Origin of the sequence: Leifsonia sp. RAF41 (assembly GCF_052114085.1) — a bacterium.
GTDB lineage: Bacteria > Actinomycetota > Actinomycetes > Actinomycetales > Microbacteriaceae > Leifsonia.
The window spans coordinates 859690-871826 of record NZ_JBFREB010000001.1; the positions used below are offsets into that span (position 1 = coordinate 859690).

General features: G+C 60.9%; 14 protein-coding genes. 9 read left to right on the forward strand and 5 right to left on the reverse strand.

Annotation, left to right across the window (positions count from 1 at the left end; all coding sequences use genetic code 11):
* The first annotated feature begins 368 nt into the window (after positions 1-368).
* Positions 369-593, forward strand: coding sequence for a DUF2188 domain-containing protein (locus AB4Y74_RS04080; protein ID WP_441797835.1), 225 nt, complete (start codon positions 369-371; stop codon positions 591-593).
* A gap of 78 nt (positions 594-671) precedes the next feature.
* Here the strand turns inward: AB4Y74_RS04080 and AB4Y74_RS04085 are convergent, their stop codons facing one another.
* The 3 genes from AB4Y74_RS04085 to AB4Y74_RS04095 form a co-directional block, all read right to left on the reverse strand.
* On the reverse strand, positions 672-1265 hold the full coding sequence (locus AB4Y74_RS04085; protein ID WP_441797836.1) for a hypothetical protein: 594 nt from the start codon (positions 1263-1265) through the stop codon (positions 672-674).
* A 780-nt stretch (positions 1266-2045) separates the two neighbouring features.
* Complete coding sequence (locus tag AB4Y74_RS04090) at positions 2046-2504, reverse strand: hypothetical protein (RefSeq protein WP_441797837.1); 459 nt, start codon at positions 2502-2504, stop codon at positions 2046-2048.
* Positions 2505-2745: 241 nt separating this feature from the next.
* Positions 2746-2982, reverse strand: a complete 237-nt coding sequence (locus AB4Y74_RS04095; protein WP_441797838.1) for a hypothetical protein — start codon at positions 2980-2982, stop codon at positions 2746-2748.
* Between the two features lie 322 nt (positions 2983-3304).
* Here AB4Y74_RS04095 and AB4Y74_RS04100 point away from each other — a divergent pair, with 322 nt between their 5' ends.
* Both AB4Y74_RS04100 and AB4Y74_RS04105 read left to right on the forward strand, forming a co-directional pair.
* A complete protein-coding gene (locus tag AB4Y74_RS04100; protein WP_441797839.1) occupies positions 3305-3625 on the forward strand; it encodes a hypothetical protein in 321 nt (106 codons plus the stop codon).
* A gap of 1 nt (position 3626) precedes the next feature.
* Entirely contained in the window at positions 3627-4196 is a 570-nt protein-coding gene (locus AB4Y74_RS04105; protein WP_441797840.1) for a hypothetical protein, read from the forward strand.
* A 114-nt stretch (positions 4197-4310) separates the two neighbouring features.
* Here the strand turns inward: AB4Y74_RS04105 and AB4Y74_RS04110 are convergent, their stop codons facing one another.
* Both AB4Y74_RS04110 and AB4Y74_RS04115 read right to left on the reverse strand, forming a co-directional pair.
* Positions 4311-5912, reverse strand: a complete 1602-nt coding sequence (locus tag AB4Y74_RS04110) for a deoxyguanosinetriphosphate triphosphohydrolase family protein (protein WP_441800391.1) — start codon at positions 5910-5912, stop codon at positions 4311-4313.
* On the reverse strand, positions 5887-6201 hold the full coding sequence (locus AB4Y74_RS04115) for a hypothetical protein (RefSeq protein WP_441797841.1): 315 nt from the start codon (positions 6199-6201) through the stop codon (positions 5887-5889). Before AB4Y74_RS04115 ends, AB4Y74_RS04110 begins: the two co-directional genes overlap by 26 nt.
* Positions 6202-6683: 482 nt before the next feature.
* Between AB4Y74_RS04115 and AB4Y74_RS04120 the strand changes: the two genes are divergently transcribed.
* From AB4Y74_RS04120 to AB4Y74_RS04145, 6 genes are all read left to right on the forward strand, one after another.
* Positions 6684-7652, forward strand: a complete 969-nt coding sequence (locus tag AB4Y74_RS04120; RefSeq protein WP_441797842.1) for a hypothetical protein — start codon at positions 6684-6686, stop codon at positions 7650-7652.
* A complete protein-coding gene (locus tag AB4Y74_RS04125; RefSeq protein ID WP_441797843.1) occupies positions 7642-8547 on the forward strand; it encodes a hypothetical protein in 906 nt (301 codons plus the stop codon). Before AB4Y74_RS04120 ends, AB4Y74_RS04125 begins: the two co-directional genes overlap by 11 nt.
* 2 nt (positions 8548-8549) lie before the next feature.
* Positions 8550-9584 (forward strand): ImmA/IrrE family metallo-endopeptidase, encoded by a 1035-nt coding sequence (locus tag AB4Y74_RS04130; protein ID WP_441797844.1) that lies wholly within the window; start codon positions 8550-8552, stop codon positions 9582-9584.
* An 85-nt stretch (positions 9585-9669) separates the two neighbouring features.
* Positions 9670-10314: a multiubiquitin domain-containing protein gene (locus AB4Y74_RS04135; RefSeq protein ID WP_441797845.1), complete on the forward strand. Its 645-nt coding sequence runs from the start codon at positions 9670-9672 to the stop codon at positions 10312-10314.
* Positions 10315-10316: 2 nt separating this feature from the next.
* The gene (locus AB4Y74_RS04140) at positions 10317-10712 is read left to right on the forward strand and encodes a hypothetical protein (protein ID WP_441797846.1); all 396 of its coding nucleotides are present in this window, start codon (positions 10317-10319) and stop codon (positions 10710-10712) included.
* Positions 10694-12133, forward strand: coding sequence for a ThiF family adenylyltransferase (locus tag AB4Y74_RS04145; protein ID WP_441797847.1), 1440 nt, complete (start codon positions 10694-10696; stop codon positions 12131-12133). The genes AB4Y74_RS04140 and AB4Y74_RS04145 overlap by 19 nt, the downstream gene beginning before the upstream one ends.
* Positions 12134-12137 lie beyond the last annotated feature (4 nt).

The following is a 12137-nucleotide window of genomic DNA, read 5'->3' on the forward strand; positions in this document are numbered from 1 at the left end:
TGCGGTCCCTTACGAGATCGTCGGGATAGAAGTCGATACAGAAGGCGGAGCGGCCGCCCGCGTGCGGCTCGTCCTCGGGCGCGATGGAGTGGAGTTTGAGCATGTGGATTTCCTAGCTGGGCCGCATGAGGTAATGAGCTTGTGCTCGATCGTTTCCGGATCGGTTCATCCGGACGTCGACTCGGTGGCCGAGTGAGATGTGGCGCGGGAGGCTAGGCACCGTATAGGGCGAGCCGTGAGGTTGGGGCTTCAGCTGCGGTGGAGAGCCTGAGCTCCTGCTGCCCGCTTGTTGCATACGCCTGGCTGGCCGATGGTTGTGAGGGGCCGGTCAACCGGGTCAGAATGTCGGCAAACACTAGGAGGTTTCGATGCCTGACGGCGACATCATCACCTACTTCGAGGACGGCGAGTGGAAGTCCAAAGTTGCGGGTAGCTCACGGGCGGCACACGTCGGCGGCACCAAGGCTGAGCAGACTGCGGTAGGCCGACAGATGGCGCAAGATCGCCATGCCGAGCACGAGATCCGCAACCGGAACGGACAGATTGGCGCGAAGAACTCCTACGGTAACGACCCACGCCGTTCAAGAGGCTGACCTGATGCTGCCGGCCATGACGTCGGCATCATCGCAGGATGGAAACGAAGCGGTAGCGTTCGTAGGAGTCCCTCGCCTCTAGGGCTTTGTTGATCCGCATCCGTCAACGGCAGAGATCGAGGCGGCGTCGCGAACAGGTTTCCCTGCAACTAGAACAACGCCATCGCGCGTAGTCAACGCTCCACACATCACCTCGCCGTTCTTGGAGACAATGATGAAATTGGAGTCGGCCGAGTGGGGGACCAGGGTGCTCACCTGAGATGTGAGCGCCGCTGCGACGATCGCAATTATCGCTCCCCACGTGAGATGCCGAGAAGCCCTGAGTTTGCGGGCCGCCGCGGCTGCCTCCCGTTTCACGTCATCGCGATAAATCTCCCAGGTCGCAGCGTAGTCAAGCGACGGAGAGCCCGAGGCAGCGAGAGTGGCCTGGATCAGCGCGACTGTGCCCAGAGCGCCGGCAGCAGCGGCGAATACGAGGACTACGATCTTGAGGCCGTCGTCACTCATGTCCGCGAGTTTTTGGGGTGCGAGGATGACCGAGAACGTCGCGAAGGCGCCGACTACGGCCGCAATGCCCCCAGCCCACTTCTCGGCAGAAGCGCGCACGGCGGTCAATTGGCTGTGCTGCGCCTTGTTGAACTCATCCTGCCAGTCAAGATCGTCCTTGCTCATGGTCAGGGCACCGAAATCTCCCCGTGGGCTCCGCACCCGATCTGTCCATCTAAGTGCGTAACCTCGCAGTTGCAGCGCACGTTGCTACGAAGAGGACCCTCGGTGATCCCTTGGGTGATGCCTACCGAGATACTCATGTCGTGGGCGCAGCGCGGGCACGGACCGCGCTTGTCCGCGCCTATTCGCCTGTCGTGGTCATCGGTCAGCCACGTCCAACTCCACGAGTTGACGGTGGTCGCCCAACCTGCCGGAGTGACGCTCTCAAACGGCAGCTCGCTCATGGTCCCTCCAAAGACATCGATGTCGACGCCGCTCACAATAGGTGAATAAAGCTCATGTTGGCAACCAGGTTCTCGCACGACAAAGTGCCGGCTCTCACCTCGTGGGGCGGCGGGGGAGCTGTCTGGTCGAAGTCGCGCCCTGTGCTGACGACCATCTTGAAGGCGCTCCGCGCGTTGTTTCGCTCCCGCTAACTGATGAGCTCAAGCAGGGGCGCTACTTCCGATCTCGCGCCGGACACCAAGGCGCTTAGGCGGTCCGTAACGTTTTCACCCTCGAATGGTGTCCCCGGACCAAAGACAACTTCCACGACGGGCAGGTGCCTCATCGTAAATTGACCAGTGTCGGAGTCCCCGACCGGTCGTGCGAATAGTCCAACGCCGTCAACGAGGACCTCACGATCTGCGGCGGTGAGCATCAGCGGCAGAAAGTCATGACGTTCGCCGTCGAACTCGACACCCATAGTTAGCTGAACTCCGAGAGACTTGCCGCCCAGAGCGATCAGATCGTGATGTTTGTCCGCGATGTCGAGTTGATGCAGAGGGAAAAGAACCGCGCTACCTCCCCGCCAAGGGGCGAGCGCTCTGACGGCATCGCGAGTGGGCAGGGACGCCCCGCAAGGTCATGGCGAAGTCTCTTGCCATAGCCCTCCGCCTCTCCAATTGGGAACTGCGTAGAGCGGGAGGGGATAGCACCGTCGGCGAGAATCAGTTTCCCAGCCAGCAAGTCGAGGGCTGACCGTGCGTTATGAACGACATCTCCCACAATGGTCGACCATGCAAAGGGAAGAGGGGCCAGCGAACGAAAGCGAGTAACAACCTGCTGGTTACCCTCGTCAACTTCGTCGTAGGTCGTCCAAAGAGCGCCGATCTGAGACTTGATGTGCGATGCGAGTTCAGTAATCAGCTGGTGCGCACGGTCGAATTTGGCCTCCACTTCGGCGCGCTGATTTGCAGTCATTTATGCAAGCTATCGTGGCCAACAGCGACCACCTAGTCCGAGAGCGGTCCTCGGCGGCGGTGGTCGCGACGCGACAGCCATGGAGTAGGTGTCCCTCCTCCCGGATGTCGGGAGCCCGTCTTGGCTCCAGGTTGCCGATAAGGCGGGCTATGGAACCAGCAGCTGTCCGTCGCGATGGTCGCCAACAACGGTAACGCCAGCTCCCATGGCGCGAGATCGCCGTCCGGCAGCCGTCCGCGCGCTAAAAGTGCGGCTCGCGCCCGCGAAGGTGGCTTGTTTGCAGCAGCCTCACGGTGAGGTTGGCCAGATCGACACCCTCCTCGGCGTATTCGAGGCAGTCCTGCCACGATGCGGACGCGAGAGGGTTCGCGTCGAGCTCGTGCAGCAACAGCTTGTACAGTCCCGAAATCTCGCGGATGAGCTCAACCGGGTGGTTTCCGGTGCGAGTGCCTACGCGTGTTGCGGCTTTGACAGTCATTACCGCGTCCCTTCCGAACTAGGCCGGGTTGGCAGCTATCTCAATTTGGGTCGGTGTTTGAAAGCAGTTTTCCCGCTTCCCTTTGCGACGCCGAGGGGGTCGCGTCGGCGGCTGTACCTCGAAGCCGGAAGCCAACGTGCAGTTGGATCAGTTGTTTGGCGTCCTATCAAGCTTGCTTGAGAGCGAGTGTAGCTCACAGAACGCCAAATTGGAATGGTTACATCTTCCTAGGCCGGAAGATAGCGAAGCCAGCCTCGCCTCGTACCATGTTGACCGCTGGCGCCAGATGAAGCTACGTTGATGCTCGTAGAAGGAGCACTGCATGCCAACTCATTCCGCCGCTCGCGATAATCTCGACGCTGAGCGCCTGGCGCGTTTACATAATCGTCTCGATCAGCTTCACGATTTGAGGTTGAGGGAACGACAGATCCAAGAAGATATCGACGCACTGGCCGTCGCGCTTCGTGCGGACGGTGCCTCGTGGGCACAGATTGGAGTGGCCGTCGGCGTTAGTCCGCAGGCGGCCCATCAGCGCTGGTCGCCAGAAGGCAAGAAGAAGCACAACGAGCGCCAGCAACAACGGCACACGCTGGCTCGCGACGGCTCCAAGCATGACATTCGCAGTACGACCAAGGAGAGCTGAGATGGAACCCACGTACGAGCGTGAACGTCGTTTCCTTGTAGAGGACACCTCGATCGTCGAGCACGCAGTCGCATGGCAAAAGTTGAGCCAGGCGTACATCTTCGCTGTCGATGGGTTCACTGTTCGAGTGCGCCTCGTGCAGCAACCCGGCAGCGACGCCGCCGGCCGGCCCGTGATGGAAGAAACGGCGTGGCTGACCGGAAAGGGGCCGCGGCGACCGGACGGAACGCGTGAGGAATACGACACGCTGGTCACGCCGCTCTGGGCGAGAGGGATTATCGACCGATCAGGCAACGTGATTGAAAAGACGCGTTATCAGGTTGTTCAGGGCGAGAACGAGACCTGGGAAATAGACGAGTTCCTTGACGCGGGCAACAGGGGGCTCTGGGTTGCGGAAATCGAGGTCGAGAGCGAGGCGGGGTTGAGGGCCGTTCGCAAGCCCAGCTGGGCAGCGAAGGAAGTTACGAGCGATCGCCGTTACAACAACGACGAACTCGCGCTCCTGCCCTGGAACGAGTGGGCGCACACGGAAGAGGTACTCGACGAGGACGCCGACGACTACCGCCCGTAGCCTGAGGAACGGCCGTAGGAGCCTGACGGATGTCTAGTGCACGCGGCTCAGACGTAGGCTTTGCCTTCGATCGTGCCCGACGGGAGAGTCGCTGGCGCTGAACCGCGCAGTTGCTTAGCTCCTAAAGGTGAATGGGGAGGCTACGTCGCGCGCCCCCGAGATCCGCGCAGAGTAGACATACAGCTGCTCGTCGGTCAGTGTGCAGATGAAGTCGACGACAGCACGAGCCACTACCTCGCGCGGGAAATAGCGGCCAGCAGGCCGCCTTCCGGCTTCGATGTAGTCGTTGAGAAGTGGAGGTAGCTTCTCCACTGGCTCGGTCCGGAACTCGAACGCTGCCACACGATTCCTGATCTCTGTGTTCTTCACCAACCACGCCTCGACCGCCCATGCAAAAAGCTCATTGAAGCAGGAGATGATGACCTTCTCCTGACCGCGCCGCGTGAACCGGAAGTTCGGTTGGTCGATGACGTAATACCAGGTGAGCTTCTTGATGAATTCAATGAAGAGCTCCGTGTGCTTGTGCCGGAACACAAGGTCGCCGCCCTCGACGGCAAGGTCGTTGATGAAAGTCTGTACGAGTTTGGAACGAATGCGGCCAAATTTCTCGCGACCTGAGAGATTATCTGTGTAATTGATCTCCGGGAATCGAGTGAGGTGCGCGTTGAACGCCTCCAAGAGCGGGTAACGCTCCGGGACGAGACGCTTAGCGTAGTCCTCGGGCCTTATCTGCGAAGGGCTTGAGCTTCGCTGCTCGAGCTTGAACGCTTTGTACTCGTCGTCCAGCGGCTGAAGCGTGTCGTCGGTGCTGACTGCGTAAGCCAAGACCTGCTCGAATGCGGGAGTTCCTAGTCTGATCGACTCGAGCGGTGTGATTCCCTCTTGGTAGAAGTCTTCGAGGTCATGGATGGCGTAAGCGATATCATCTGCTGCGTCCATGGCCTGAGCTTCCAGCGTACGCGTGGGTGGCAGCTCATCCCCTATCACCCATTCGAGCGCCTCGACATCTGAATCATAAGCGCCCCACTTCTTAGGCTTTCGGTTGTCATTACCGCCCTTCAACCATGGGTACTTTAACGAAGCGGCCAAGACCTCTCGAGTGAGATTGAGCCCAACGCGAGGATCGTCCGCCTGGGATTCATGAATTTCCTTGCCCGCGAGGCGAGAAAGGATTCGGAACGATTGGGCATTCCCCTCGAAGCCATCGATGAGGATGCAGTCCTCGCAAGCAGGCTCCTGAGTCTTGTTTGGCAGGGTGTTTCTGTCCCGGTAGGCAAAGTCGGTCCATTCATCGGGTTCGCGGTGGCGATCGCAGACCAAGACGCGCTGCAGTGCCTCTTCGCCCGTATGTCCGAATGGCGGATGCCCAATGTCGTGGGCCAACGCGGCCGCCATGACCACGTCGACATCTACGAACGGTTGGCCGTTCTCATCCGAACCCAGGTGATCGGCGATCGACCTGGCAACCTGTTCGACGCGGTACGAGTGTGTGAGCCTGTTGTGAACGAGGTTTGACAGGACCGTCGCGATTTGGGTAACACCTTCGAGGCGTGTGAACTCTTCGGAGTAGAAGATTCGATCCCTGTCGCGCCGATACTCCGACCGGTCATCCCCCTTTTTCCCGGCATCGTTTCCTCGCCGGCCAGTGCGCTCTAGCAGTTGTGGCTCCTCAGGTTGATTCGGGGAGTGGTCAGAACGCGATGGTGAGATCCCCAGTCATGCGCAGGCCGAGCGCGTCAAACGCGTCGGTAGCTTCGCCCGGTGTGAATCCCAATTGCGACATGAGCGCGATGAACCGATTGAAACGTACTGTGGCGCCATCTGTCTCTTGTAAGTAGTCGAGGACTTCCTGCGCTTTCTCTTTCGCCGTCGGCATGTGCTCGATCAGTGTGGAGGGAGTCACGTCAAGCGCCTGCCTTCCAAGCGCACGGAGCGCTGATGAATTCGAAACCTGGTCCAGTTCGGGCCTGACGTTGCGAGAAGTGATTCGGTCGTGATGTTCCATCGATTTGATATTTCTTATATCTAGTAAACATCACAATCGCTTTCATGTCAATGACGATGGCTCTCTAACCCTTAGCAGACAGTATCCGCCTGTAGAGGAGTCTCCGCAGCTGGAATCTTTGTTGAAGGGTACATCTCGAGGCACATGGATGTCGGCACCCCCGATCGGGGCGTTGAAGATCCGGGATGTACCACGAGCTGCTGCGTTCTGTACCGGCTTGCGACTCCAGGAAGCGCGAATCGAAGTGCCTGTTCATACCTCACAAATCTGCCGCTTGGAGCGACTGTTTGTGTCGAACTGAGTCCAAAATGCGCTGGTATGGCGAGAAGCGGCGTTACGTTGGTGAACATGGCGGGACAATGGATATCGCCCTCGAGAGCGCGCTTCGCCCATGCTGCACTTCGAGTCGTCATGACTGTTGCCGGCCGCGTTGGTGCGGCTGCTGGTGCCCGAGCGGCCGGCACTAGGTCGCCGCAGGACCGATGAGTACAGAGATTCGAGACGAAGCGCGCAGCCTCGGGACGCTTGGCCTCGCTGCGCTAGAGATGATGCGGGGCGTCTTCACCACACAGCTGCGCCGGTTCCCGACGCTTCGGGACACCGAAACGATAGACGACTTCGTCAATAGCTTCTTCGAGGAAAAGGGTGCCGGCTATGTCAATGTCATCGCGACGCTCCCGGACGACAGGGCCGCGCGACAGACGACTGTGAAATGGGCAGAACGCTGGCTCATTGACCGAGCGCGCAAGCAGCCTTGGGGCGCGCTTAGAAACCGGCTTGAGAAGCGCCTCGAGCGCGATGGGCAATTCAAGCCGTCGAGCGCCGCACACTACTGGTATCTCGCAGGGGACCAGGACATCGATCGCCTGGTTACGGGTTCGGAGCTCGATGCCATTGCTGCGCAAATTGAAGTAGAGGTCTTCCCGCAATCCGGTGGGGGGCCTGTTCGATTAGGCCGGCCCGGGCAGCTCGAGGAGATGCTACGAGCGCTTCTGACAGCAGCAGGCCGGCTGCACATTAGCGAACTAACTCGCATATGCGCGGACCGGTTCCCGTCGCTGCTGGAAACCGGAGATGCGATCCTCTCGACCACGGATACCGACTGGGATGCGATCGAAGACACGACTCCTGCCCTCGACACCTTCGCGGTTACAGACTCGAAAGCACGAAATGAGCGGATCGCGAAGGAGCTCCTACCTAGATTGACCGAATCCGAACGCACTGCCATCCGTCTCGGTGGGGAGGCAACGGCCATCGCGAAAGAGCTCGGGATCGGCAGGACGAGCGCCTATAACATGGTTCAGCGGCTCCGAGCCCGATTGATCGAGCTCGCTGGCAGCAGCGACAGAAGTCCCGAAGTGCTTGCAGCGCTCGTTCGGCTCGTGATGGACGATTCGCCCGGCGTCCCGTCACAGGACAATATGAACATGGAGGACTCCAATGTCGTCTGACGCCTCCGAACGGTGGTTAGCGCTTTCTAGGCAATTCCCTATTGGTCCGAAGCCGGGGGCCGATCTCGCGCGAAGGGCGGAATATCAGGACGTCCTGCCTGGGCAACTCCGTCAGGCGTACTGGTTAGACGCCGTTGCTGCTGTCGTGATTGATCGGGTCGACGAAGCCGCGGCAGAGGTATCTGTCTTTCCGGCCACGCTTGAACCGGGCGTTGAAAACGAGACGGCCATAGTTTTTGAGGGCGATGCTAGCCCGCTTCGGGGACCGGTCGCCGTGTGGCCACACAGTCCAGCCTCTATTCCTTTCTCCGTTTTGGGGACGACGATTGCCCGACTGTCTGAGTCATTGCCCCGGATCACCCATCAAGCAATGGACGCGGAGGCCAGCGCAAATGGAGTGCGTCGCGGGCGTCGGGCGCCAGGTCTCGGCTCGGGCGCCACTTCCGCATTGGCTGAACTCTTTGACGCTATCGAAGTGCTCGAAGGTGCACCGAGGCTACAGGCAGCTGCCCCGCGGGTACCAGCCTCGCGGTTGCAGATCCCGCTGGCAACGATCATGGGCAGCTTGGACGTGTCTCAACCCCGAGCCATGGCGATCCGCCTGGGCAAAGAACCACTCACCGTCGAGGAGGCTGATCGGCTGGCATCGTTCGCCGAAATCCCCGTCGAGGAGATCCTCGGTGCTGTGGAACCGCTTCCGGCTGCCCTGCAGCGAGAGCTCCAAGAACCTCGGTGGCGGGATCGAATCCGCGAAAGAGCGATTGATGGGGATGAGAACCGCGCCCGTACTCGTTTAGGCTACGAGGCCTATCAGCTCGCTGCCCGTGAAACGGGTGAGGGGCGGGAACGCTGGCGACAGCGTCTGGAAACAGTCCTCGCTGGCGATAGACGGTAGACATGCGCAACACATTTGATGATGCACCCACCCAGGTGCTGGCGATGATGAGGGTGTGGGAATCGCGAGCCGGCTCCACCGAGGATCTGACTCTCGATGCTTTTTCGGCGCTGGAGCAGCGGACTGATCTCGAAGTCTTGCGGGTACCCGAATATGTGCCGCAGGACTCCCAGCTCAACTGCTCGGTTGCAGGCGGGTATCGATGGGAACCTCCGACGCTCGTGGTGACCGAGTCTATGTCTCTCCGCCGCCAGCAATTCACGCTGCTGCATGAGCTCGGCCACCATATCCAGAAGACTGACCTGGATCTGGGAACCAGAGTTGTGGAGCACCGCCTCCCAGAGGCGTTCGAAGACGCCTGCTGTGACGCGTTCGCGGCGCAGATTCTGTTGCCCGACGACCTCGTTGATGCGCACATCTCGGCACGCGGACCGTCGGTGAGTACAGCCACCGAACTTTTCGCATCCTCTAACGCGTCCCGTGCTGCTATCGCAGTGCGCCTCGCGAACCGCCTCCGATCCCCGGGCGCCGTCATCGTTCTGGATGAAGCGGGAATGGTGACCTTCGGGGCCGCCCGAGGCGGGCTCTATCCGCCTGCTCGGGGCAGCGACCAGACGGCCAACCCGCTAGTGCGAGTAGCGCTCGAGTCGGGGTCAACGGACCGAACGATCGTCCGTGATGACGGACAGATTTGGTACCGCGACGGCCACTCGTCGGAACGGCTGTACGGCCAAGCAGCCTGGGCTGGGGACCGGCTGTTCGTGATCATGGTTGCTTACAGCGCACCCTGGCTATCCATGTCTCCGCCTCGCGATGGTACCGCCGAGTACACCAAGGATCGTTGGGACTACTGCGAACGCTGCAAGCAGAACTTCGTCGTCGGCTTCACCTGCCGCGCGTGTGGGGAACCACGTTGTCCGGCTGGCCACTGTGGGTGCACCGCGAAGGCCGAGAAGACGTGCACGGAGTGTTTCATCCAGAAGAACACTAACCAGTTTGCTCCAGCCTCCGACGTGTGTTTGGACTGCGCCAGCTGACGGCTCGCGGACGACTCGGGCTTTGTCCCGTCTCTAGCTGTTGAGTGGGCAAGCCGGCCCGCCACGCAACAGAGAGGAGCCTCTGATGGCCCCCCAGGACACTACCGAAATCTATATCGATCGTGAATCCATCGAGGTGCACAAGAGGCATCTCACCGGAAACGAGCTGCGTAAGCTGGTTAGCCCGCACGCCGAGAACTTGTGGTTGGACGTAGCCGACGCGCAGGACGACGCTGTCGCGCCGACAGAGCAGGTGGCCATTGAACCCGGAATGCGATTCTTTACCGACCGTCCGCGCACCATCTACATCGACAAGGCTCCCTACGTGGTGCGCACTGCCGTGCTGACCGAGATCGAGCTGCGTGCGCTGCCGTCGCCTCCCGTGCCGGCCGATCACGGTATCTGGAAGGACATCGTCGACGACCTCGATGACCCCATCAAGTCCGGCGAGCTTGTCCCCATCGCCAGCGGTGACCGGTTCTTCACCAGGCCTCTTCCGCAGAAGGACATCCACGTCACCGTGAATCGTCGTCCGGTAACCCTGCACAGCGCTTCGCAGACGGGAAGGTCGGTCAAGGAGAGCGCGATCGCTCAGGGTGTGCCCATCAAGATCGATTTCCTCCTGTCTCGCAAGGCAGGCGCGAAGTTCCAGCCAGTCGGCGACGATGAGTCCATTCGCACCCACAATGAGGACGAGTTTCGCGCTAACGACGGAGACGACAACTCGTGAACATGGTTGCGACAACTGCGGCCATCGAGGAGGCGATCGGGGAGCTGTGCGCGACGTTCCCGAACGCTGCCGTGACCTACGAAGGCGACGGTGTGGGTGGAGCGTGGGTCATGATCGACGCCGTCCCGCTGGGTTCCATCTACGAGCAGGAGTCATCGTGGATTGCGTTCCAGATTACGTTCCCGTATCCGGAGGCTGACGTGTACCCGCTGTTCGTTCGAGAAGATCTGCGCCGCAAAGATGGTCAACCCCACGGTGACGGGTTCCAGTCCGTCACATGGGGGCCACACGGTCGCCCTGGGACCCAGCTCTCGCGTCGCAGTAACCGGCTGAACCCCGCGATCGATACTGCAGCAACCAAGGTACTGAAGGTGCTCAAGTGGCTGACGGAACAGTGAACGGCACGTGGTCGGTCGTCATCACCGGGGAACAGTGGGCGCTGCTTCACGCTCACCTGTTCCCCGGTGACGGGGACGAGCACGGAGCGGTGTTGCGCTGCGGGATCGCGCGGAGTGCTCGCGGGACGCGTCTTCTTGTCCGAGATGTCGTGATCGCGGAAGATGGCGTCCACTACGTCGAAGGAGAACGCGGGTACCGCCGACTCACCGCCCCCTTTGTGGCCGAGAACATCGACATCTGCGCACAGGAGCACCTGGCATACATAGCCGTGCATAACCACCGCGGAGCGGATGTCGTCGATTTCTCGGATACGGACATGGCATCACACGTACGCGGATACCCCGCGCTCCTGGATATAAACGCCGGCGTACCCGTCGGGGCCCTGGTGTTCGCGTTCAACGCCGCGGCGGCGGACATCTGGACCTCTGATGGGGAGCGTCACACCGCCGCGGTTCGCGTCGTCGGGCGGCCCCAGCGGATCTTGACTGCGGCCCCCGCGCCGACCGGCGAGGCGGACCTGACCTACGACCGGCAAGCTCGCATCTTCGGAGATCGAGGCCAGGCGTTGCTTGCGGGTTCGAAGGTCGCGGTGGTCGGGCTTGGCGGCATTGGCTCGCTGATCGGCGAATATCTTGCCCGACTAGGGGTTGGCGAGCTGCTCTACATCGATCCGGACCGCTTGGATCCGACGAACCTACCGCGGGTCGTGGGTGCACGCCGGTCCGATGTCCTGCCACTGCTACAGGACGACGCGCGACCGAAATGGATGCAAGCGCTCGGCGCTCGCCTGGCAACACCTAAGGTGCGAATCGCAGCGCGAGTGGCGCACCAGGCATCGCCGACTGTGCGGGTGACCTCGATCGCGCGTTCTGTTGTGGAAGCTGACGTCGCCGCCCTCCTGACCGACTGCGACCAGATCTTCCTTGCGGCCGATTCGGCGCTGGCTCGTCGATTGGTCAACTCCGTTACTCATCAGTACCTAATCCCGAACACGCAGGTCGGCTCGAAGGTGACGGTTGTAGACGGGGATGTCGCGGACATCTTCTCGGTCTCGCGGATGAGTACGCCAGGCAGTGGATGCTTGCAGTGCAACGGGCTCATCCCCGCGTGGAAGCTTACGGAGGAAGCCACCAGTGCTCGTCAGCGACGCCGCCAAAGGTATGTGGACGACGAGAATGTTCATGCTCCTAGCGTCATTACCCTGAACGCCGTCGCCGCATCACGTGCCGTCGATGATTGGCTCATGAGCCTTGGCGGTCTGACCGAGCCGTGGGCCTCCGCCGATCATTGGGTGTCCTATCACCCCCTCACCGACGAAGTAATCGAACTTGAGCCCACCAAATCTCCCGGCTGTCCCCACTGTGGCCCGTCGCGCTTTGCATTGGGAGATGGTCGGGCCCTCCTGAGCAAACCCTCGTAGCGAA

What these genes read in the sequence shown, in the direction of transcription:
- AB4Y74_RS04080 (WP_441797835.1), top strand. Translation starts at nt 369, where the DNA reads ATGCCTGACGGCGACATCATCACCTACTTCGAGGACGGCGAGTGGAAG.
- AB4Y74_RS04085 (WP_441797836.1), bottom strand. Translation starts at nt 1,265, where the DNA reads ATGAGCAAGGACGATCTTGACTGGCAGGATGAGTTCAACAAGGCGCAG.
- AB4Y74_RS04090 (WP_441797837.1), bottom strand. Translation starts at nt 2,504, where the DNA reads ATGACTGCAAATCAGCGCGCCGAAGTGGAGGCCAAATTCGACCGTGCG.
- AB4Y74_RS04095 (WP_441797838.1), bottom strand. Translation starts at nt 2,982, where the DNA reads ATGACTGTCAAAGCCGCAACACGCGTAGGCACTCGCACCGGAAACCAC.
- AB4Y74_RS04100 (WP_441797839.1), top strand. Translation starts at nt 3,305, where the DNA reads ATGCCAACTCATTCCGCCGCTCGCGATAATCTCGACGCTGAGCGCCTG.
- AB4Y74_RS04105 (WP_441797840.1), top strand. Translation starts at nt 3,627, where the DNA reads ATGGAACCCACGTACGAGCGTGAACGTCGTTTCCTTGTAGAGGACACC.
- AB4Y74_RS04115 (WP_441797841.1), bottom strand. Translation starts at nt 6,201, where the DNA reads ATGGAACATCACGACCGAATCACTTCTCGCAACGTCAGGCCCGAACTG.
- AB4Y74_RS04120 (WP_441797842.1), top strand. Translation starts at nt 6,684, where the DNA reads ATGAGTACAGAGATTCGAGACGAAGCGCGCAGCCTCGGGACGCTTGGC.
- AB4Y74_RS04125 (WP_441797843.1), top strand. Translation starts at nt 7,642, where the DNA reads ATGTCGTCTGACGCCTCCGAACGGTGGTTAGCGCTTTCTAGGCAATTC.
- AB4Y74_RS04130 (WP_441797844.1), top strand. Translation starts at nt 8,550, where the DNA reads ATGCGCAACACATTTGATGATGCACCCACCCAGGTGCTGGCGATGATG.
- AB4Y74_RS04135 (WP_441797845.1), top strand. Translation starts at nt 9,670, where the DNA reads ATGGCCCCCCAGGACACTACCGAAATCTATATCGATCGTGAATCCATC.
- AB4Y74_RS04140 (WP_441797846.1), top strand. Translation starts at nt 10,317, where the DNA reads ATGGTTGCGACAACTGCGGCCATCGAGGAGGCGATCGGGGAGCTGTGC.